We start from the raw sequence: 20,967 nt of genomic DNA, 5'->3' as shown, positions 1-20,967 counted from the left end.
CCGCGAGGCGTCAGCGGCTCAGGAAGAACGCGATCACCCCGAGCGCCAGCCCGATCAGGATCGCGATCGGCACCACGAGCCGGACGAGCCAAATGTCCGTCGCGTGGGCCGGCGGCCGGCGGTCGCGCCGGACCAGGAGCGCCGGCGCGCCCTCGACCGTGGGCAGCGCGGGTGGCCGCGGCAGCGGGGCGGCGGCCTGCGGCGCGGCCGGCCGGGGGGACGGCGCGCGGGCGCCCGCGGCGGGGAAGAGCGGCGGGAAATCCTTGCGGTCGCGGATCACGATGTCGCTCGACGGCGGGTCGCTCGAAGGGACGTTGATCCGCGCCTGCGGGAGCGTGCGCGAGAACTCCTCCGACGTCGGCCCGGCCAGCGCGTCGTGCCCGTGGCCGCCGGGCAGCGCCGCGGCGCGCGACGAGATCGCGCTCGACGGCGGCCCCTCCGACAGCGCGCCCTCGCGGAACATGGCCTTCGCGAGCACCTCGCCGCGCTGCGCCGGCGGCGGCGGCGGCACGTCGATCTCGCGCAGCGGCGGCGCCGCGGTCATCGTGCTGCGGATCGACACCGGCATCGCCGACTCGATGGTCGGCGCGTCCTCGGGCGCGCTCGCCGACGCGGCGGGGAGCAGCGCCTCCGACAGGTGCGGCAGGAGCCGCTCGAGCTCGTCGCGCAGGTCGCGCGCGGTCTGCTGCCGCTGTCCCGGCAGCTTCGCGAGCGCCGTGAGGATGATCGACTCGAGGCCGGGGTGGATCTGCGGGACGAACAGGCTCGGCGCGGGCGGCCGCTTCCGGATGTGATCCATCGCCACCTGCCACACGACGTCCGTGGGCGGGAAGGGGAGCCGGCCCGTCAGGAGCAGGAAGAGCAGGACCCCGCACGCGTACACGTCGCTGCGCCCGTCGATGGCGTCGCCCCGGCACTGCTCCGGGGACATGTACGCCGGCGTGCCGACGACCACGCCCACCGTGGTGACCGAGCCCCACACGCTGATGGGCGCGCTGTTCGGCCCGTCGTCGCCGGCCCGCGTGCCCCCCTCGACCATCTTCGCGATCCCGAAGTCGAGCACCTTCACGCGCTCGACCGACGGATCCGCGGGATCCCGCAGGATCATCACGTTCTCGGGCTTGAGATCGCGGTGCACGATGTTCCGCTCGTGCGCGGCGGCGAGCGCGTCGGTGATGCCGATCAGGATCCGCGCGGCGCGCGCCTCGGAGAGGCGGCGCTCGGCGAGCAGGAGCTCGAAGAGGTCCTGCCCCGAGACGAGCTCCATCACGATGTAGGGCAGGTGCCCTTCGACCCCGGAGTCGACGATCTGCACCGTGTTCGGGTGGCGCAGGCGCGACGCCGCCTTGGCCTCCCGGTGGAAGCGCGTCACGAACGTCGCGTCGCCGAGGAGCTGCGGGTGCATGATCTTGATGGCGACGTCGCGCGGCTCCGCGTCCTGCACGCCGCGGTAGACAGCCGCCATCGCGCCCTCGCCGATGAAGCCCGTGATGTGGAAGCGGCCTGCGATCGTCCGGCCGATGAGTTGCGGGCCCGCGCTCATGAGCGAGACTTCACCATAGAGTCCTCTTGGAGAGCTACCAAGGCCATCGCGATCTACGGCTTCGCCGGCGCGGGCCGGGGCTCCGCCTTCGTCCCGAGGATCGCCTCCAGGATCGGCCGTGACCCCTGCACCGCGGTGCGCTGCGAGTAGAAGTGGAGCCCGCGCAGGCCGCCGAGCTCCTCGCCGCCGCCGGCGCGGCCCGGCCCGCCGTGGATCGTCTGCGGCAGGACGGTGCCGGGGCCCGGCGCCTGATCGGCGATCCGCTCGCTGCCGAGCAGGACGCGGCCGTGGTACGGCGCGACGCCGAGCAGCACCTCCGCCGCGAAGCCGCGGTCGTCGCTGTAGACCGCGCAGACGAGGCTCCCGCGCCCGCGGCGCAGCAGCGCCACCGCGTGCGCCGCCCCGCCGTCGTAAGGGAAGAGCGTCGCGACCGGGCCGAACACCTCGTGCTCGTGCGCGGCGGGGGCGCCGTCGGGGCCGCCGGCCACGATCAACGTCGGCGGCACGAAGTACCCCTTTCCGTCGGGCACCCCGATCTTCTCGAAGGGCCCGGTGCCGCCGAGCGCCACCGTCGCGTCCGCCGCGAGCCGCTCGATGCCCGCGCGCACGCCGCGGAGCTGGTCGGCTGTGGTGAGCGGACCCACTGTGACGCCGTCCTGCGCCGGATCGCCGACCCGCGCGTCGCGGAGGCGGTCGACGAGGTCGTCGCGCACCGTGGCGAGGACTGACGCGGGCACGAAGATGCGCCGGATCGCCGTGCACTTCTGGCCGGCCTTCTGGGTCATGTCGCGCACGACGTCGCGCAGGAACATCGCGTACGTCTCGGAGCCCGGGGCGGCGTCGAGGCCGAGGACCGCGCCGTTCAGGCTGTCGGCCTCGACGTTCACGCGGACGCTCTCGCGCGCGAGGCCCGGCAGCAGCCGGAGCGCCGCGCCGATGGCGCTCGAGCCGGTGAAGGCGAGGACGTCGTCGCCGCCGAGGTGATCGAGGAGATCGCCCGGCGGGCCGGCGACGAACGAGAGCGCGCCGCGCGGCAGCGGGGCGCTCTCGGTGAAGATCTTCATCAGCCGGAACGCGACGAGCGCCGTGCTCGTCGCGGGCTTCGTGATGACGGGCATGCCCGCGAGGAGCGCGCAGGCGGCCTTCTCCGCGAGCCCCCACGCGGGGAAATTGAAGGCGTTGATGTGCACCGCCACGCCCGGGCGCGGCACCAGGATGTGCTGGCCGAAGAAGCGCGGCGAGCGCCCGAGCTGCACGCCCTCGCCGTCGGCGAGGAGCCGCGCGTCGCCGAGCTGGGCACCGAGGTCGGCGTAGTAGGCGAGCGTGCCGATCGCGCCGTCGATGTCGAACTTGGCGTCCCCGCGGGTGTTGCCGCCGTTCTGGATGGCGACATCGAGGAGCGCGTCGCGGCGCGCGTGCGCGGCGCGCGACATGGCGCGGAGCAGCTCGCCGCGCTCGGCGAACGTGAGCGCGCGGAGCGCGGGGCCGCCCTCGGACCGCGCGAACGCCACGGCGGCCGCGAGGTCGAGCCCGTCCGTGCTCGTCTCGGCGAGCGGCTCCTCCGTCGCCGGGTTGACGAGCGTGTGCGGCGCTCCCCGACCGGCGCTCCACTGCCCTTCGACGTAGCTCTCGAGCCGCTCCATGGGGCGCGTAGCCTACTCGCGCGGTCGCTCGGCACAACCCCCAGGCGAGCGGGGCGCGGCGCTCATCGCTCGCTCGTGCATTGCTCGAGCGTTGCGCGGGTTACCGCGCATCGCGACGCGCGCGGCCGCGCCCGCCGCGTCCGTCACCGCAGGCATCACTTGCACATCACTTGCACGAGGCGGACGCGAGCAGCGCCGTGATCTTCGCCCTGACCACCTCGAACTCCCGCACCGCGAGGTCGATCTCGGCCTCGCGCTGCCTGCGGCCGGACTCGACCAGATCGAAGCTCGTCACGGTGCCGGCCTCGAACGCGACCTGCGTGAGGCGCGCTGTCTCGCGCGCGAGGTCGCGCGCCTGCTCGGCGACCGCCCGCGCCTGCTCGGCGACCGCGACGCCCCGCACCGCCTGCGACGTATCGAGCTCGGCCGCGCGCTCCGCCAGGCCGATGCGCGCCCGCTGCTGCTCGACAAGGGCCCGGTTCACCCGGAGATCGCCGTAGCGCGCGCCGCCGTCCCAGATCGGGATGGTGAGCACGGCGCTGATGGACCACTCCCACGACCGCGTGCTGATCCCCTGATCGTTCCCGAACCCCGTCTGGCCCTGCAGCGTGCTCGACAGCTCGGCGTACGGGGCGAACGCGAGCTTCGCGTCGGTGAGGTTGCGCTCGGCGATCTCCAGCTCGGCCCGGGCCGCGCGGACGTCGGCGCGCTGATCCGAGCGCCCCTTTGCGCACTGCGACTGCATCTCCGCCGCGATCCCGTTGAGCGAGAAGGTCTGCGGGACGCCGACCTCGCCGCGCTCGCCCAGCACCGCCCCGAGCGCCTCGCGCGCCCTGCGCAGCGACTCGTCGCCGGTGACGAGCGTCGCGCGGGCGAGCGCGACGTCCTGCTCCGCGCGCACGACGTCGAGCTTCGTGCCGGTGCCGAGGCGCTCGCGCCGCCGCGTGAGCTCGAGCCGCTCGAGCGCGCTCCGCAGCCCGACCCGGTTGACCTCGCTGACCCGCTCGGCCGTGACGATCGAGACGACGGCGTCCGCGACCGCGCCGATCGTGATACGGCGGCGATCCTCCAGGCTCAGCTTGGCGACCTCGACCGACAGGTTGGCGGTGCCGATGCCGTACCACGCGCGCGGGGCGAGGATCGGCTGGCTGAGCGTCAGCGACGCCGAGGCGTTGGTCGGAAAGAGATCGGAGCGCGAGGTGCTCGGGACCGTCGGATCCGGATCCGCCGGTAAACCCACCGTGGTCTGGTCGCCCGCCAGGCGGTGGGTGAGGCTGCCCCTCGCGTCGAGGCTCGGCAGCGCCGCGGCGAGCGCCCGCCGCGCGATGCCCTCGGCGCGGGCGACCTCCTGCACGGCGATGACGAGATCGACCGAGCGCTGATCGATGATCGCGCGCGCCTCGTTCCAGCTCGTGAGCGTGCGCGCCGGCGGCGGGACGGGCGCGAGGGCCGGGTCGTTCACCTCGATGCGCTGCAGCGCCGGCGTGGCCGCGGGCGCCGCCGCCGTCGGGGCTGCCGCCGTCGCCGCCGCGGGGGGCTGCTGCCCGGGTCGCCGCTGAGGCTGCTGCGCCGGCGGGGGCGCCGGCTGCGCGAGCGCTATCCCTTGATGCAGGGCGAGGAAGGCGAGGGTGCGGAGAGCGACCATGCAGAGCCGGGGACGGGGCATGCGCGACTCGATGCGATGTCCAGCGCGCGACGACAAGCCCGAAGCCAAGCAGGCCACGGTCCAGGCCTGCGCGCGTGTGCGAAACCGTGGGCGGCGCGACCGCGCGGCGGGCCAACTCGTGGCGACGGAACGCGGATGCGCCACTATTCTGGACCCTCGATGCCAAGCCGGTTGCCCCCGAACGACATCTGCCTCGGCTGCGGAAAGCGGCGGCGATGCGGCGCCGCGGACCCGTGCGCGCGCTGCGGCGCGCCGCCTCACCGCGCCGTGTGGCGCCGATCCGAGCAGCACGGCGCGTCGCCGAAGATCGAGCTGTTCCTGAGCGCGATCACGAGCTGCTTGCTGCTGGCATACACGGCGCTCTACATGCTGCTCCTGACGGGCCTGGCCGGGTCCGCGGACGGCTCCCTCGCGGGCGCGGCGCTGTTCGCCGCGATCCTGGCGCTCAGCGTGAAGCTCTCGCGGTGGATCGTGCGCTCGCTGTTCGAGCTCTGGGGCACCACGTGGGCCTACTGCTCCGCCGACGGCGCGCGATGGGGCACCGTGAGCACGCTGTTCGGGTGGTACGGCGCCGGCGAGGGCGTGTGCCTCGAGGAGTTCGAGCCGACGAGCGCGGGCTCGACGCTCTTCTGCTCCTCGGACGCGATCGAGGCGGGGCTCCCCGTCGTCGCCGCGAACCTCTCGCGCATCGCGGGGGCGAGGGGCGGCGACGCGTTCTCGCCGTTCGAGGTGCTGATGCTCAGCGCCTTCACGGGCCTCGTCGCGCGCGGCGAGGCGACCATCAGCCGGGCGACGGCGGTGCGCTGGCGCAAGGACTGGCTCGGCGTCGCGCGGCGCGGCGCCCCCCACACCGTCTTCACGATCGAGCGCGCCAGCGATCGCGAGGAGGGCAGCGCGCTCGAGCGCGAGATCCTCTCGGCGCTGCAGGCCAAGGCGGACGGCCTCGCGCCGATCGCGGAGCCCGCGCGGCCGGGGGGCTACCGGGACGCCGCGCGGCGGCCGCCGCCCGTGCGGCTCCGCATCGAGGAGGTGCTGCGCCCGCGCGCGCTCGCGCTGGCGGCGAGGGCGCTCCGGAAGGAGCCCCGCGGCGGCGCCCCGGTCGCGGTCGCCGCGGCGCTCGACGAGTTCGGAAAGCGCGACCCCGCCCGGCTGAGCCACCTGCGCACGCTCCTCGCCGAGCACCCCCGCGGCCCGCTCTCCGCCTGAGCGGCGGCGCGGCGGCGGGCGAGCGACGCCCGCGCGCCCCGCGGGAGCGCGGCGCTCAGTGCCAGACGCCGATGCCGGCGCTCACGCTGTCGTAGCGGGGCGCGAAGTCCATCGACGCCTGCAGCGTGTACGCGACCTCGGGGAGCAGCCCCCAGAAGGTCGTCGACAGCACGCGGAGGTCCGCGCCGAACGTGAAGTGCTGCCGCCCCACGCGCCCGCTCCCCAGGCGCCCGAAGCGGTTCGGCTCGTAGTAGCTGCCGAACCGCGTGTGCACGCGGCCGGGGATCGGCTCCGTCTCGATCCCGAACCGCGGCGAGAAGCTCACGTGCGCGCCCGACGTCGAGTCGCCGCGGTCGCTGCCCGGCTGGTTCTGCGCCAGGAAGTGCTCCAGGCTCACCCCGTTCGCCACGGCGCCCGTGACGAGGAGCTCCGCCGTGATGAGCAGGTGCTCGCGCGGCCAGTTCCAGTAGCGCGCGCGGCGCTCCCGCTCGAGGATGTCCGGCCCCGCGGCGAGCTCCCGCTCGTCCGCGGCGCGCTCGCGCGCGCGCTCCGCCGAGAAGGCGCGCTCGCGCGCGGCGCGCTCCTCCGGATCGGCGATCGCGCGGAGCTCGAACTCCCGCCGCGCTTCCCGCTCGGATCGCCGGCGCGCGATCATCTCCTGGAGCTCGCGCTCCTGAGCGCGCGGGTTGATCCACGCCGGGTTGAGCGGGCGCGGGCCGACCTGCACGGCGAGCCCGAGCTCGATCTCCCAGGGCAGGACGACCTCGTTCGGCAGGATCAGCCCGCCGGCACGCCGGACCCCGCGGTCCACGACCACGCCCTCGCCGAGCAGCCTCCCTCCGTTCACCGGCAGCCGGAACGTGGCGCCGAGCCGGTATGACGCCCAGTCGGGCCGGATGAGCACGCCGACCTCCGGCGAGATGCCCGCGATGGTCAGGTCGGTCTGCTCGGCGCCGAGGCCGAGCGTCACCGCGCGCGCGCCGGCGCCCACCACGAGCGCGTCGCCGAGCAGGCGGACTCCGCCCAGGAAGTGGTACTTGCCGGTCACGACCGTGGTCGTGCCGCCGGCGGCGTCCGTGAGCGAGTACTGCTGCAGCTCGGCGTTGACCCCGACGCCGAAATCGCCCGCCTGGAGCTGGCCGCCGAGCGTCAGGTACACGAAGTTCGAGTAGTCGAGGTCGATGGCGCCGCTGTTGTCGAAGTCGTTGTTCTCGAAGAGCTCGATGGGGATCGAGATCGACGCGGCGACGTCCCACTCCAGCCAGCGAAAGCTGAAGGGCTCGCGGACCGCGGGCGCCGCGGCGTTGGCCACCATCCCGGCGATCCCCTCGGCGTAGCCGGCGTACGCGCCTGCGATCCCGGTCACACGCAGCGGCGCGAGGATCGGCCCCTGGAAGAGGTCGAGGGCGTACGCGTTGTCCTGGAGCGGCTGGGCCGACGCGGCCGGCGAAAGCCCCGCGAGGGCCAGCGCGGAGAGCGCCGCGGCGGCGCGGCGGGGGGCGCGGAGGGCCGTGGTCGTCTCGGTCACCTCGCGCTGCTCCGGTCCAACAGCATCTCGTCGCGCCCGCGGCGAGGTGATAGCACTGGCCCGCACGGAAGGGACCGCGGAAGCGGAGCCCCGACCCGCGGCGGCTGCCCCCGGCCCCGTAGCTCCCCGGCTCGCGAGAGATAAGAAGAGGGGCTCGCCCGCCGCGCAAGCGCCCGCGCACCACCCGCCGCCCAAGGAATCTCCGCTCTCATGCCCGCCCAAGCTCCCGCGCCCATCGCCCCTGCCTCGGCCTCGCCAGGGACCCAGGCGCGAGCGCCCCGCGGGCGGCGCCGCGGGCCTCGCGCCCTCGGCCGCCGCATTGCCCAGGTCGCTTATTACAGCGTCGCCGCGCTCATCATCGTGGCGTGCACCCTCCAGATCATCCGGCAGGTCTTCTTCCTGCCGGTCGTCCCGTCGCCCTACGGGAGCTGCCAGGAGGGCCTGCTGGCGCTCGTCCGCGCCGTCGATCGCGCCAGGGACGCCGCGCCCGGGACCGACGGGGAGGACGCCGCCCTCGCCCGGTTCCGGAGCAAGCTCGCCCCGGAGTGGACCTACCGGGACGGAGTCGCCGTCTCGTGCCGGGGCTCTACAGAGGACGAGCGCGCTCTCGACGCCATCGAGCGGCTCCGCTATGCGGAGGAGCACGCAGCGCGGCGCGAGGCAGGCGATCTGGCTCCGCTGCGGCGCCGGGTCCGGGCGATTGTCGATGGCCAGCTTGGGCCCGTATCCCCGAGATAACTCCCCGACGCGGCGATCACGCAGGACGATATGACCGACATGACCGTTCCTTCTCCCCCTGCCGCAGTGGCGGGTGAAGCGCAGACCGGCGAAAAGCCCCAGCCGCCGCCCACCTTCGATGTGCTGCCCCTGTCGTCCGAGCTGCGCGAGACGCTCGCGGAGATTGGCTACGTCCACCCGACGCCGGTGCAGCTCGCCGTGTGGGAGCCGGTCACGCGCGGGCGCGACGCGGTGGTGCAGGCGCGCACCGGCACCGGCAAGACGGCGGCCTTCGGGCTCCCGATCGTCGACCACGCCGTCAAGCGCTCGCTCGCGCAGGCGCAGGTGCTCGCGCTGTGCCCGACGCGCGAGCTCGCGCTCCAGGTCTCCGCGGAGATCGAGCGCCTCGGCAAGCGCAAGGGCATCAAGGTGGTCGCCGTCTACGGCGGCGCGCCGATGCAGCGCCAGATCGACGCGCTCGCCGCGGGCGCGCAGGTGATCGTCGGCACGCCGGGCCGCGTGCTCGACCACCTGCGGCGCGGGACGATCGTCGCCAAGCACATCCGGCTGCTCGTGCTCGACGAGTGCGACGAGATGCTCTCGATGGGCTTCGAGCGCGAGCTCACCGCGATCCTGGCCGAGCTGCCGCCGGAGCGACAGACGCTCCTGTTCTCGGCGACGCTCCCGCCCGACATCGAGCGCATCGCGCGCAGCAAGCTGCGCTCGCCCGAGTTCGTCACCCTCTCGGGCGACGCGGTCGGCGCCCTCCAGATCCAGCACTTCGTCTACCTCGTCACGGGCGACAAGCACGCCGCGCTCATCCGCATCCTCGAGGTCGAGAACCCCGAGAACGCGGTCGTCTTCTGCAACACGAAGGACGAGACCGAGGCGGTCGCCGCGGCGCTGAAGCGCCAGGGCTACGACGCCGACTGGCTGAACGGCGATCTGCCGCAGTCCGATCGCGAGAAGGTGATGAGCGCCACGCGCGAGGGGCGCCTGCGCTTCCTCGTCGCCACCGACGTGGCCGCGCGCGGGATCGACATCTCGCACCTCACGCACGTCATCAACTACGACTTCCCGCAGGACGCCGAGGCGTACGTGCACCGCACCGGCCGCACCGGCCGCGCGGGGCGCACCGGCACCGCGATCGCGCTGATCACGCCGCAGGACGTCGGGCCGCTCTACATCCTCCGGCTGACGTACAAGATCCGGCCGCTCGAGAAGCAGCTCCCCACCGAGGGCGAGCTCAAGACGCGCGCCGAGGCCGATCTCGTGTCGATGCTCGCCGAGGCGTTCCTGCCGAAGGGCACGCACCCCGAGGACCTCTCGCTCGCGCGCCGGCTGCTCACGCACGACCAGGCCGAGGCGATCGTGGCGGGCCTCCTGCGCGACCACCTCGGCGCGCGGCCGACGGCGCAGGAGGAGGCGAGCGCCGCGCGGCGCGCCCAGCAGCCGCGGGCGGCGGCGCGCGAGGCCGCGGTCCCGTCGACCCGGCCCGAGCCCGCGGCGCGCGGCGGGAGCGAGCGGGGCGAGGGCCGCCCGGCGCGGGACGCGATCCCGCGCGCGGCCGACTCCGTCGACCCGCGTTCGCCCGAGACGGAGCGCAGCAGCGAGCGCGATATCGCGCGCGCCGCCGGAGGCGCGCGCGACGCCGATCGAGACGCGCGAGACGGTGATCGCGACCGCGGGCGGGAGCGCGATCGTCGATCGCTGCGCCTGCGTCGCGACGAGGGGCGGCGAGGGCCTCGCGGCGCGGACGCGCCCGCGGGCGACGAGCCACGCGAGCCGCGCCGGCCCGAGGTGACGAGGGCGCGCGACGAGGGGCCCGTCTCGGTCGAGCCGCTCACGCGGCCGGAGCCGCTGATGCGGATCGAGCCGCCGCGGGCCGAGGGCGGGCCGGGCCGCGGCCCGGCCGAGCGCCTGCGCGAGCGGCCGGGCGCCGCGACGCTGCTGTCGGCGCGCCGCGGCCCCGCCGTGGCGGGCGTCGCCGGCGCGCCGGGCAGGGCTCACGGCGGCGCGCCGGGGCAGCCGTTCTCGCGCCACGCCGACTTCACCATGTGGCAGCCGCCCGAGGAGGAGGGCGACGACGAGCCGATCCTCGGTGAGCCGCCGTCCCCGCCGCCTGGCTCACCCGCGTCGCGCGGCGGCGATCGCGAGCGCGCGAGCGGCCCTGCGCCCTTGCTCCCCGTCGAGCCCGCGGTCGAGATCGAGAGCGTCGATCCCGGCGACTCGCCCCGCGCCGCGGCCGTGCGCGACGAGCCCGAGGGCGAGTTCGTCGAGGTCTTCATCAACCTCGGGCGCCGCGACGGCGCGCGCGCGGCGGATTTCCAGCGCGTGCTCGTCGAGCGCGCGGGGATGGCGAAGGGCGACATCCGGCGCATCCGGGTGCGCGAGCGCAACGCGTTCGTCAGCGTACCGAAGGCCGAGCTCGCGCGCGTCGTGGGGGCGCTGAACGGCGCGACGATCGCGGGCAAGGAGGCGCGCGCGGAGCAGGCTCGGGAGCGCACGTCAAGCGCCGAAGAGGTGGCGGAGGACGCCTGACCGCGCGGCGCGCCGGCCCGCCTTCAGGAGGCGCCGGTCTGCCACCAGGCAGCGCCGGCCTTCCTTCAGGCGGCGCCGGCCTGCCGCCAGGCATCGCCGGCCTGCTGCAAGGCATCGACATCGCAGGCTCCGCGCCGACGTTCCACGCTGTCCGCGCATGCGCCAGACACCGCCCGCCGGCGTACGTCGGTGGGCGCTCGCGTGCGACGCCGTCCAGGCGGCGCCTCCCGGCGCGCAACGCGCTAGCCAAGCCCGCCCACTGGTCGTATCACGGAAGGGATGGCGCGCAGTGGAGCGGAGGATATCGACCGGCTTCGACGGGACATCGATCGAGCGCTTGCTGACAAGCTCGACGCGGAGAGGGTCCTCCCGCTGCTCGCGCGCCTGGCCCGCGCGACGGTGCCCGGGAGCGAGCCGTGGCTCTATGCGCACCGCCACCTCGCGGAGATGGGCGTCGAGCACGACCCGTGGCGCGCCGCGCTCTTCGCCCGCCGCGTGCTGCAGTTCCACGAGGAAGACGACGGCGCGTGGGCGGTGCTCGGCCTGGCGCAGTCGCTGCTCGGCAACTACCGCTACGCCGCGCGCGCCTACGAGCGCGCGCTGGCCATCGCGCCCGACAACCCGTGGTACGCCCATAACCTGGGTCACCTCTACGACGTCGCGCTGAACCGCCCGCAGGACGCCCTGCCGCTCCTGGCGCAGGCCACCGAGGCGCAGACGGGCGAGGCCGACATCGCCGCGAGCTACGCCCACGCGCTCGCCCGGTGCGGCAAGCTGGTGCTCGCCAAGAAGATCTTGAAGCGCGCCATCCGCCACGGCGCGACGGCCGACCAGATGGCGCTGTGGCGCTGGCTCGACGCCGGCGCGCCCACGACCGGCGACAGCGGGCCTGACCCTCAGCGGCCGGCCGACTCGAAGCGCAAGACCAAGCGACGCCGCGCCCGCGAGCGCCAGAGCCTCGGCGACTGACGATCTTTCAGCGCCGTTTGCCGGGCGAGCTCCTGCGCGCACCCGCGCAGGGCGCGCCACGCGAGGAGCCCCACGTGCGCTCTCGCCGTTCATCTCCAATGATCACGGAGCGGCAGGGAGCGCGCCGGCCGGGCTCGACCGCAATGCAGCGCGGCACGCGCTGACGCTCTCCTCTGTGACGCGAGGCACGGGCGAGGTTGTGCGGACACGGGCTACCTCGGCTGGGCGGTGTGCACGGTGGCGCCACAAGCGACATGAACGGCCGACGCGAAGCTTGACGGTGGGTTGCCCGGTTGGCGATAAGCTGTGTTTCTCGACTGGTGCTGGACACGATCCCCGTTCGGCGGGACAGGGCACCCTGCGAGGAGAAGACATGGGCGTAACGAGCGTGCAAAGGACGGACAGGACGGCGCAGCGCGACGCGCGCTCCGCGGCCGCTTCGTCCGGCTCGCGCGGCTCGTCCTCCCGGCGCGCAGATCTCGGGCGGTTGGACAAGAAGATTCGCCGCGCTGCGCACCGGAGAGATGCGCTGCCTGGCGCTCCGCGGGGCGAGCGCGGGCTTAGGACGGAGAGTTCGCGATGAGCGAAGAAGCTCTGCAGCAAGAGGTTGCGAGGCTCACGGAGCGCATCGCGACGCTCGAGCAGCAGATCGAGGCGCACGAGCGCGCGGCGAAGGAGCAGGCCGCGCAGCTCGACCGGGCGGAGCGCGAGGCGCGCGAGCGCAGCGAGCAGCTGGCCCGCTCGGAGGACGAGCTGCGGCGGCAGGCCGGCATCTTCAAGCTCGTGCTCGACAGCATGGCCGACGGCGTCGCCGTCGTGGACGACAAGGGCGAGCTCCTGATGCGCAACCCGGCGGCGGAGCACATGCTCGGCCGCGCGCCGCTCGACGTCTCGTCGGGCGACGGCCAGGGCTCCGGCGACGCGACGCTGTTCTTCCCGGATCAGGCGACGCCCTGGCCCGTGTCCGAGCACCCCCTCGCGCGCGCGCTGCGCGGCGAGACGGTCGACCAGGTGGAGCTCTTCGCGAGGAAGCCCACCGAGCAGGACGCGCGGCTCGCCCGCCGGCCTCAGGCCATGGCGGGGAACTCCCTGCCGACCCTCGCGCCCGCCTCGGGGGCGCAGGGCGATGACGTCGAGCCGCGGTCGGTCCGCGTGCCGCCCACGTTCGTCGAGCCGCGCGCCGAGGCCGGGCCGGCGTCGGGGTTGTTCCTGACGGTCAGCGCCAGCCCGATGCGGGGCAAGGACGGGTCGATCTCCGGCGCCGTCGCGGTCTTCCGCGACGCGACCGAGAAGAAGCGCCTCATCGAGGATCTCGAGGAGAAGAACCGCGACCTCGTCGAGAGCGAGAGCGCGAAGAGCGAGCTCGTCGAGCGGCTCCGCTATGCCATCGACGAGATCTCGACGCCGATCCTCGAGCTCTGGGACGACGTCCTCGCGCTGCCGATCATCGGCGTCGTCGACTCGCGCAGGAGCGCGCAGATCATGGAGCGGCTGCTCGACGAGATCGTCCGCCGCCAGTCGCGCTACGTCATCATCGACGTGACGGGCGTCGAGGTGATCGACACGCGCACGGCGGACCATTTCATGAAGCTGATGAAGGCCGTCGAGCTGCTCGGCGCGCGGTGCCGCATCACCGGGGTCCGGCCCGCGGTCGCGCAGACGATGGTGGAGCTCGGCATCAACCTCGGCACCGTGCGCGCCGCGCGCAACCTCAAGCACGCGCTGCGCGAGAGCCTGGCGTTCGCCGGCCAGAAGCCGACGCTCTCGTCCCTCATGGGCCGCCGCGGCGCGGCCAGGGGCGACGAGAAGCAGGCAGGACAAGCGTTCACCCATGGCGGCCCAGAGGCCGCGTTCGACCCGTCCGGCAGCGGTCCCATGAACACGACACAGCTCCAGCTCAGCGCGAGGAAGGAGACGTCCACTTGATGCAAGCGGGTAGGGTCCCCATCGTGGGCCTCTTCGGGAATTTAATCGTCTCGGTGCAGGGCGGGCTCACCGACGGACAGGTCGAGCAGCTGCGCGACGACGTGACCGGGTCGATCGAAGCGCGATCGCCCCGCGGCCTCATCGTCGACCTCTCCGGTGTCGAGATTCTCGACAGCTATCTCACCCGCGCCATCCGTGACATCGCGCTCACGGCCCGGCTGATGGGCGTCCGGACGGCGGTGTGCGGCTTGCGCCCCGCGGTCGCGATCGCCCTCGTGGAGATGGATCTCGAGATCCCTGGCGTCGTGACGGCGCTGAACCTGGAGCGCGCCGTCGAGATGCTCGCGCCGTCCGCGGAGGACGACCTGATGCCGCCGGAGCTCACGAACGAGGTGTCGCATGAAGATCCCTCCTCGTGACGGACCGCCCTCCAGCGGCGGCGCCACGGGGCCGCCTTCGAGCCGGTCCGGCGGACCGGTCTCGACGCGCATGCCTGGTTCGCCGCAGTCGGCGCGCGGCCCTGCGCCCCCGACGCCGCAGATCGTCGGCCGCTCGATCACCGATCAGATCGAGACGGTGCTGGCGCAGTTCCTCTCGCCCGCGGTGAGGAAGAGCGTCATCGACTGCGGCATCCGGCAGGCGAAGGTCGATCCGCTCTACGCGCGCGAGGGCGATCTCCGGCGCTTGCTCGTCGAGGTCAAGCGCGGGGTGAAGCTGTTCGTCCGCGACCAGGCGCAGCTCGATCGGTGCATCACCGAGCTCGGCGAGCTCGATCACGCCGCCCCTGCGCCGCGCGAGATCACGATCGACGTGCGCAACGAGGAGGACGTGCTGCGCGCGCGGTCCGCGGGCCGCGAGCTCTGCATCGAGCACCTCGTCAGCGACGTCCTGCAGACGAAGATCGTCACGGCGATCTCCGAGCTCGGGCGTAACATCGTCAGGTACGCGGGCAACGGGCAGATCATCGTCCGCTCGCTCACCTCGCCGATGCGCGCGATCGAGATCATCGCGCAGGACCACGGCCCGGGGATCTCGAACCTGCAGGAGATCCTGAGCGGCAAGTACCGCTCGCGCCACGGCATGGGCGCGGGCCTCCGCGGAACGAAGGCGCTCATGGATGCGTTCGACGTCAAGACGGCGCCCGGCGCGGGCACGACCGTGACGGTCAGGAAGTACCTCGGATGACGGTCGCCATCGGGACCGCGTGCTGCGTCGCCGCCGGCGAGGAGGTCGCCGGCGACGAGGCGGTGGTGGTCCGGCAGCCTCCCTGGGTGCTGATCGGCCTCGCGGACGGGCTCGGGCACGGGCCCCTCGCCGCGCAGGCGGCGTCCGCCTTCTGTCGCTACGTGGAGGACCACGCGTCGATGCCGCTCGAGGATCTCCTGACCGGGGCCGGCGAGCACATCGCGTCGACGCGCGGCGCCGCCGCGGCGCTCCTGCGCATCGACGAGAGCGCGGGCGAGCTCGAGTTCTCGGGCGTCGGCAACATCGCGATGAAGGCGATCACGCGGACCGCCATGCCGATCTTCTGCTCCGCCGGGATCCTCGGCCGGCGCGTGCGGCGGCTCCGGAGCTTCCGCTTCCCCATCTCGCCCGGCGATGTCGTCCTGCTGCACTCGGACGGCGTCGCCAGCGGCTTCGATCTCGCGGCGTTCCGCGACCTCGACCCCGAGGTGATGGCGCGCCGGATCGTCGACGTCCACAAGAAGTCGTTCGACGACGCGACGTGCGTCGTCGCCGTGCTCCGCGACAACAGGGCCTCGGCGTGACGCAGCGCACCCCGCCCGTCTTCAGCATCCCGGTCACGCGCGAGGAGGATCGCTTCGCCTGCGCGGCGGAGGGCGCGCAGATCGCGCGCTGGGCGGGGCTGTCGGAGCGCGCGCAGCACGAGCTCGCGATCGCGATCGCCGAGCTCGTGTCGAACGCGGTGCGCCACGGCGGCGGCGGCAGCATCAGCATCCGCGCGATCCGCGACGAGGCGGCGGCGGGCGGCGGCCGCTGGGGCGTCGAGGTGATCGTGCGCGACTCCGGCCCCGGCCTGGATCCGCGGATCGCGCTGCTGGAGGAGGTCGGTCCGAAGAGCGATCGCAGCCCGTCCTCGTCGAGCTCCGCGCGGCTCACGCCGAGGATGCCCGGTCAGGGGCTCGGCGTCGGCCTCGGCGCCGTGCACCGGCTGATGAGCTCCGTCGTCATCCGCTCGTCCCCCGGCATCAGCACCGAGATCACCGCCATCAAGTGGAAGTAGGCGGCGCCCTCGGGCTCCCGCGCGGCGCGCGAGGTCCCTCGACGCGAGAGAGCCGCCGCCGATCGCCCTGAAGCGGCGGCAAAGCGCGCCCGCGGCCCGCTTCGGCCCCTGGGCGCGTGCTCGTCTGCGCGCGGGCGGCGAGCGCCCGCGGCCGTCAGTTCAGCTCTTTCTCGGTCCGCTCGTTCTGCTCGGCCTCGAGGAACGTCGCGGTGATCTCGCGCTCGAGCGCGAGGTTGATCTCGCGGTCGAGCGCCTCGATGCTGCCCGCGAGGCGCGCGACGTTGAGGGCATAGACGAAGACCCGCGCGCAGGGGTGGACCTCGGCGCTGCCGCGGAGACCCCGCTCGCGCTCGTCGGCGTTGAGGCCGTCGAGGAGGACCAGCGCGCGGGGATCGACCCCCTCGGCCACGAGCTCCATCCCGGGCACGTCGGAGATGTAGAGCTCCGCCCCCTCGACGTAGCGCCGGAGCACGGGGTTCAGCGCGGCGATCGTCTTCTGGGCGAGCGTCATGAAGCCGTCGCGGCTCGGCGCCCAGGGCGGCATCCCGAGCTCGACGTCGAGCTCGCGCGAGCGCAGGAAGGCCTGCGTCGCGCCGCGGACGTCGCCCCGCTCGTCGCGGATCAGCCCGAGGTAGTAGTGGGCCTCGGCGTGGCGCGGATCCTTGAGCGCCGCCTCCTCGATGAGCGCGGCGGCCTTGTCGGCCTGGCCGATCTCGTAGAAGGCGCGGCCGACGAGGAAGGTGTGGTTCGGGTTGTCGTACGGGCCCTCGGGGATCCGGGCGGCGACCTGCGCGGCCTCGTCGAGATCGCCCTTGCCGAGCAGCGCGTCGAACTTGAGGAGTAGCGCGTCGATGATCTCCTCGTCGACCTCGGCCAGATCGAGCGCCTGGTCGCACATCTCGATCGCCTGGTCGAAATCGCCGAGCGGGTGGATGTACACCTCGGCGGCGTTGAGCATCGCCTCCAGGTAGGTGTCGTCGAGGGCGATCGCCTGGCGGTACGCCTCGATCGCCTCCTCGCCCTCTCCCTCGAGGGCGGCGACGAAGCCGAGCAGGTTGTGAGCCTCCGGCGAGTTCGGATCGAGCTCGAGCGCCCGTCGGGCCGACGCCTCTGCTCCGCGCGTGTCCCCGCGCTGGACGAGATCCCACCCGCGGTCGAGGTGCGCCGAGAACTGGTCCATGGCGGCTCCACAAGTGTGCGAAGGGGGCCCCCGAGTCAAGAGGGAGCCCTGTCAAAGCAACCGTTCAAGCTGTTCCGGGCACGACTTGCCCGGATTTCCAGCGCCCTGCGCGGCGCTTCATCAGGAGGGCGGCAGGTGGCCGCGCCCGTCCCGGCGCGCCAGGGCGGGGGAGGGGTGGCCCCCGCTCGCTCGTGGCCCGCTCATTCGTGGATGGAGACGAGCGTGCCGCGGTTCTCCGGCGTCGCCCAGACGCCGTGCCAGCCGCGGGGCAGCCTGGGCTCGCTCCAGAAGAAGACCTTCTTCGCGTCGAGCGGCGAGAGGTTCACGCAGCCGTGGCTCATCTCCCGGCCGAAGTTGCCGTGCCAGAAGGCGCCGTGGAGCGCGTACGACCCGTCGTAGTACGCGACGAACGGCACGTCCTCGATGCTGTACGGCAGATCGCCCGCGACCGTCCCGTCGCCGTCCATCGTCGTCGCGATGTGCTTCTCGCGGATGCGGTACACGCCGGTGGGCGTCGGGTGGTCCTTCTTCTTGTCCTTCGAGCGCCTCCCCGGGGAGACGAGCGCCGCGAACACCGGCCTGTCGCCCTCGATCGCGACCAGCGTCTTGCGCGACAGGTTCACGTCGATCCATTTCTCGCCCGGCGCGAGGTCCGGCGGCGGGCTGCCGACGTCGGTGTACGTCCCGTCGGCGCCCTTCATCCACCAGCCCTCGGTCGTCTTCCGGTACACGACCGACCTGTGCTTGTGCACGTCGCCCGTGAGGCCGAACGCCGCGAAGCGCTCGAGCGAGCCCGCCACGGAGACGGAGCTCATCTCGGCGTCGAACTGGTACTTGCTCGACGTCTTCGAGAGGATGAAGCCGACCGCCTTCGCGCCCTCGGGGAAGTCGATGCCCTGCGAGGTCGGCGGCTTGATGATGTACATGCGGTCGCTCGGCGCGACGAGGCCCGCGGTCGTCTTGTACCAGCTCCGGCTGTTCCAGCCGAAGGTCTTGTCGACCGCGACGAAGAAGCCCTTCACCATCCGCTTCGCGACGGTGGAGTCCGCGTCCTTGTCGAGATCGGCGAGCGTGACGTTGAGCGGCCGGCCCTTGTCGTCGACGTTCTCCCACCAGGGCTTCTCGGGCTCCTCCTCGGCGGGCGCCGGGGCGATGCCGAGCGACGCGGCCGCGGCGACGGCCGCCGCCTTGTCCTCGGCCGCGGAGGCCTCCGTGGCGACCGCGGTCACGGCGGGGGCGGGGGCCGCCCCGGCGCTCGCCACCGCCGCGGGGGTCGCCGCGGGGCGCGGCGCGGCCGCCTCGGCGGCGACCTCCTTCTCGGTCTGCTCGTAGAGCTCCTCGGCCTGCTGCCGCTGCTCTTCCTTCTTCTTGCGCTTCGACGACTCGAGGTACGGCTCGTAGCGCGCCATCTCGTCCTTCGAGGGGACGGAGCGGTAGAGCGGCGTGCCGTGCGTCGTGTTGAACGCGTACTTGTACGGCAGCACGTCGTCGAGGTTCGGCGGCGTGATGCCGAGGCGGACCTGGGGGTTCGACAGGTCGGTCGTGGCCGACCTCCCGCAGACGTAGCCGCCGTCGAGGAGGCGGTACCAGCCCTTGGCGCAGCTCCCGCCCTTGATCGGCTTCGGATCGACCGGCACCTTGCCGCCGAGCCGGATGTAGCCGAGCCGCTGCTTGGAGAACTCCATCGTCGGGTAGACCGGCGCCTGCGGCACGATGGAGCCGAGCAGCGGCCCCGTGTAGGGCTTGTCGGGCTCGGGGGGCGCCGGGGCCGCGGAGGGCTCGGCGCTCGCGATCCCGTTGGGGGCCTCGGCGGACGCCGTCGCGCGCGCCGAGGACGTCGGCGCCGGGCGCGGGAGGGACGTCGTCCGCTCGTGCGGCGGGTGGCCCTCGGTGGACGGGCCGGGAGGCGCCTCGCCCTGGCAGCCGCTCGCCCACGCCGCGGCGCCGGCGACGGCCGCCGCGGCGACGAACCCGAGCGCGCTGGAGACGATCGAGGCGCGGGCGGCGCCACCGCCTGGAGCGCGGCCGGGGTCCGGCGCAGGTTGCGGCTTCCGCGCGTCGCGGGTGCGGACGTTGCCGCTGCCCTGCGGTCGTGCGAGGTCGTTCTGCCCGCGGGGGCGGGGCGCCTGAGAGCGGTTCATCGCATCCACAGCGTTGGGCGAGGACCGGCCGTCCCGATCCTCGCGTTCTGGTGATCGACCCGTCGGGTCGGGTCGGCTCGGCGGTCTTAGTACCTGGTCGCTCACGTGTCGATCCACTTCTCTGCGGAGCGCGCCCCCGCGACTTCGCGAGGGCGGACGCTGCGGCAGGCGACATCGCGAGGGAGCGAAGGACATGCCACGCAGCCGCGGCGCGCGGCGAGGCCGGCGCCCGCGGCGCAGATGCCGTTCGGACGGCTGCTGCTAGGGTACCGCCGTGGCGGAACGGACCCCGGTGCGTGGCTCGAACAACACGACGACGTCCCCGCGCGCGGGCCGGGGAGCGGGGGTCGTCCCGCTCGTGCGCGCCGCCTCGAGGCGCGCGCTGGCGACCGCGGCGGCCGTGGCGCTGCTCCTGCACCTGCCGTTCTTGCCGACCCCGCTGTTCTCGTGGCTCGAGGCGATGTTCGCGCTGCGGGGCGAGCTGACCGACTACGACGCGGGCGAGACGATCGTCCCGATCGACCTCGACCTCCTCGCGGACGACCCGAGCGCTGTCGCGGCGGCGCCCTCCGCGACCGGCGCCGAGGCCGCGCCCTCGGGGGCGGGCGCCGCGGCGCCCTCGACGCCGCCGCCCACACCGCCGCCCCCCGTCGCTTCCGCGAGCGCCGCGCCGCAGGCGCCGGACGCGGGCGCGCCCACGCCGCCGCGCCGCAGGCCGCCGGGCGACGCGGGACCGGACGCGGCGGGCGACGGGGGCACGGGCGACGAGAGCGATTCCCCGAACCTGCGCACCCCGCTCAGCGCCGCGGGCGCGCCGGGCAAGCTCGCGTCGAAGGACCCGAACGTGCAGGTGCTCATCGCCGGCGACCGGCTGCGCACCCACGAGCTCGGGGAATGGTTCGGCCGGATCCTGACGACCATCCCGCAGTGGCAGTCGTTCTTCAGCGACACAGGCGTCGACCCGATCCGGGACATCGACCACCTCCTCATCGCCGGGCCGCAGCTCCGCGACTCCAGCAAGGTCGTCGCCGTCATGGACTACCGCGCGCCCGACGAGACCATGCGCGCGGCCGTCGACGTCATCGTGCAGCGGTCGAACGGCTCGTGGATCGAGGACGCCCCCGTCCCCGCCGCCCGCGCCACCGCCGAGCGCAGCGAGCGCATCTTCGCGATGGTCCCGGACCGGCGGCTGCTCGTGGTCCTCCCTGCTGATGAAGAGGATCAATTATCCAAGTTGAAGTCCATGAAAGGCTTCAATAAATCGTCTGCCGCCGGCATCGTGATCTCGATGCTCACGCCCGCGAACGCCTTCCGCGGGGTCCAGGCGCTCCCGCGCAGCCTCGCGTGGATGCGGCTCACCGTGACGCCGACGAAGGACGGGGGCGCCGACCTCGCGCTCACGGCGGGCGACGAATCCGCTGAAAAAGCGCTGGAGCACGCGCAGGAGCTCACGAGGACCTTGAACGCGCTCCGGACCATCAACCTGGGGATCACGCGGATCGACGTGGTGGATGAGGTCACCTTCAACACCGACGGGAAGGTCATCTGGTCGAAGCTCCACGTCACCAACCGGCAGCTCAAGCTGATCATGGGCTTCGTGGAGCAGGCGCTCCGGGACCAGGCCCGCGCCCGGCAGAAGTAGAGGGAAGTCGTAGAAGAAGG

16 protein-coding genes are annotated in these 20,967 nt (G+C 73.7%); 10 read left to right on the top strand and 6 right to left on the bottom strand.

The window, feature by feature from the left end:
* Positions 1-10 precede the first annotated feature (10 nt).
* The 3 genes from WME76_RS15010 to WME76_RS15000 form a co-directional block, all read right to left on the bottom strand.
* On the bottom strand, positions 11-1,543 hold the full coding sequence (locus WME76_RS15010; protein WP_437960803.1) for a protein kinase domain-containing protein: 1,533 nt from the start codon (positions 1,541-1,543) through the stop codon (positions 11-13).
* A gap of 53 nt (positions 1,544-1,596) precedes the next feature.
* Entirely contained in the window at positions 1,597-3,186 is a 1,590-nt protein-coding gene (locus WME76_RS15005) for a 3,4-dehydroadipyl-CoA semialdehyde dehydrogenase (protein ID WP_437960802.1), read from the bottom strand.
* Positions 3,187-3,352: 166 nt separating this feature from the next.
* Positions 3,353-4,852 carry a TolC family protein gene (locus WME76_RS15000; protein WP_437960801.1) on the bottom strand — a complete coding sequence of 500 codons (1,500 nt, stop codon included), beginning with the start codon at positions 4,850-4,852 and terminating at the stop codon, positions 3,353-3,355.
* A 171-nt stretch (positions 4,853-5,023) separates the two neighbouring features.
* Between WME76_RS15000 and WME76_RS14995 the strand changes: the two genes are divergently transcribed.
* Positions 5,024-6,058: a hypothetical protein gene (locus WME76_RS14995; RefSeq protein WP_437960800.1), complete on the top strand. Its 1,035-nt coding sequence runs from the start codon at positions 5,024-5,026 to the stop codon at positions 6,056-6,058.
* Between the two features lie 55 nt (positions 6,059-6,113).
* On the opposite strand, the gene WME76_RS14990 is transcribed toward WME76_RS14995, so the two are convergent.
* Complete coding sequence (locus WME76_RS14990; protein WP_437960799.1) at positions 6,114-7,586, bottom strand: hypothetical protein; 1,473 nt, start codon at positions 7,584-7,586, stop codon at positions 6,114-6,116.
* Between the two features lie 210 nt (positions 7,587-7,796).
* Here WME76_RS14990 and WME76_RS14985 point away from each other — a divergent pair, with 210 nt between their 5' ends.
* From WME76_RS14985 to WME76_RS14950, 8 genes are all read left to right on the top strand, one after another.
* Positions 7,797-8,324, top strand: a complete 528-nt coding sequence (locus tag WME76_RS14985) for a hypothetical protein (RefSeq protein ID WP_437960798.1) — start codon at positions 7,797-7,799, stop codon at positions 8,322-8,324.
* A gap of 39 nt (positions 8,325-8,363) precedes the next feature.
* The gene (locus tag WME76_RS14980; protein ID WP_437960797.1) at positions 8,364-10,844 is read left to right on the top strand and encodes a DEAD/DEAH box helicase; all 2,481 of its coding nucleotides are present in this window, start codon (positions 8,364-8,366) and stop codon (positions 10,842-10,844) included.
* 279 nt (positions 10,845-11,123) lie between these two features.
* Positions 11,124-11,813, top strand: coding sequence for a hypothetical protein (locus tag WME76_RS14975; protein ID WP_437960796.1), 690 nt, complete (start codon positions 11,124-11,126; stop codon positions 11,811-11,813).
* Between the two features lie 579 nt (positions 11,814-12,392).
* Positions 12,393-13,739 carry an STAS domain-containing protein gene (locus WME76_RS14970; RefSeq protein WP_437960795.1) on the top strand — a complete coding sequence of 449 codons (1,347 nt, stop codon included), beginning with the start codon at positions 12,393-12,395 and terminating at the stop codon, positions 13,737-13,739.
* A gap of 23 nt (positions 13,740-13,762) precedes the next feature.
* Entirely contained in the window at positions 13,763-14,158 is a 396-nt protein-coding gene (locus WME76_RS14965; protein WP_433936837.1) for an STAS domain-containing protein, read from the top strand.
* Positions 14,139-14,924 (top strand): anti-sigma regulatory factor, encoded by a 786-nt coding sequence (locus tag WME76_RS14960; protein WP_233562579.1) that lies wholly within the window; start codon positions 14,139-14,141, stop codon positions 14,922-14,924. The genes WME76_RS14965 and WME76_RS14960 overlap by 20 nt, the downstream gene beginning before the upstream one ends.
* Entirely contained in the window at positions 14,921-15,508 is a 588-nt protein-coding gene (locus WME76_RS14955) for a SpoIIE family protein phosphatase (protein ID WP_433936835.1), read from the top strand. Before WME76_RS14960 ends, WME76_RS14955 begins: the two co-directional genes overlap by 4 nt.
* On the top strand, positions 15,505-15,984 hold the full coding sequence (locus tag WME76_RS14950) for an ATP-binding protein (protein WP_433936834.1): 480 nt from the start codon (positions 15,505-15,507) through the stop codon (positions 15,982-15,984). Before WME76_RS14955 ends, WME76_RS14950 begins: the two co-directional genes overlap by 4 nt.
* 154 nt (positions 15,985-16,138) lie before the next feature.
* Here the strand turns inward: WME76_RS14950 and WME76_RS14945 are convergent, their stop codons facing one another.
* Positions 16,139-17,164 (bottom strand): tetratricopeptide repeat protein, encoded by a 1,026-nt coding sequence (locus tag WME76_RS14945; RefSeq protein ID WP_061612651.1) that lies wholly within the window; start codon positions 17,162-17,164, stop codon positions 16,139-16,141.
* Between the two features lie 200 nt (positions 17,165-17,364).
* Positions 17,365-19,305 (bottom strand): L,D-transpeptidase, encoded by a 1,941-nt coding sequence (locus WME76_RS14940; protein WP_437960794.1) that lies wholly within the window; start codon positions 19,303-19,305, stop codon positions 17,365-17,367.
* A 274-nt stretch (positions 19,306-19,579) separates the two neighbouring features.
* On the opposite strand from WME76_RS14940, the gene WME76_RS14935 reads away from it, so the two are divergent.
* On the top strand, positions 19,580-20,947 hold the full coding sequence (locus tag WME76_RS14935) for a hypothetical protein (RefSeq protein WP_437960793.1): 1,368 nt from the start codon (positions 19,580-19,582) through the stop codon (positions 20,945-20,947).
* Positions 20,948-20,967 lie beyond the last annotated feature (20 nt).

The sequence above is a fragment of the Sorangium sp. So ce119 genome, assembly GCF_051524405.1.
GTDB classification, from domain to species: domain Bacteria; phylum Myxococcota_A; class Polyangia; order Polyangiales; family Polyangiaceae; genus Sorangium; species Sorangium cellulosum_G.
This window is presented reverse-complemented; position numbering and strand designations above follow the sequence as displayed.

Coding starts and splice junctions, on each gene's coding strand:
- WME76_RS14970 (WP_437960795.1), top strand. CDS start 12,393: ATGAGCGAAGAAGCTCTGCAGCAAGAGGTTGCGAGGCTCACGGAGCGC.
- WME76_RS14955 (WP_433936835.1), top strand. CDS start 14,921: ATGACGGTCGCCATCGGGACCGCGTGCTGCGTCGCCGCCGGCGAGGAG.
- WME76_RS14940 (WP_437960794.1), bottom strand. CDS start 19,305: ATGAACCGCTCTCAGGCGCCCCGCCCCCGCGGGCAGAACGACCTCGCA.
- WME76_RS15005 (WP_437960802.1), bottom strand. CDS start 3,186: ATGGAGCGGCTCGAGAGCTACGTCGAAGGGCAGTGGAGCGCCGGTCGG.
- WME76_RS15000 (WP_437960801.1), bottom strand. CDS start 4,852: ATGCCCCGTCCCCGGCTCTGCATGGTCGCTCTCCGCACCCTCGCCTTC.
- WME76_RS15010 (WP_437960803.1), bottom strand. CDS start 1,543: ATGAGCGCGGGCCCGCAACTCATCGGCCGGACGATCGCAGGCCGCTTC.
- WME76_RS14980 (WP_437960797.1), top strand. CDS start 8,364: ATGACCGTTCCTTCTCCCCCTGCCGCAGTGGCGGGTGAAGCGCAGACC.
- WME76_RS14960 (WP_233562579.1), top strand. CDS start 14,139: ATGAAGATCCCTCCTCGTGACGGACCGCCCTCCAGCGGCGGCGCCACG.
- WME76_RS14945 (WP_061612651.1), bottom strand. CDS start 17,164: ATGGACCAGTTCTCGGCGCACCTCGACCGCGGGTGGGATCTCGTCCAG.
- WME76_RS14975 (WP_437960796.1), top strand. CDS start 11,124: ATGGCGCGCAGTGGAGCGGAGGATATCGACCGGCTTCGACGGGACATC.
- WME76_RS14985 (WP_437960798.1), top strand. CDS start 7,797: ATGCCCGCCCAAGCTCCCGCGCCCATCGCCCCTGCCTCGGCCTCGCCA.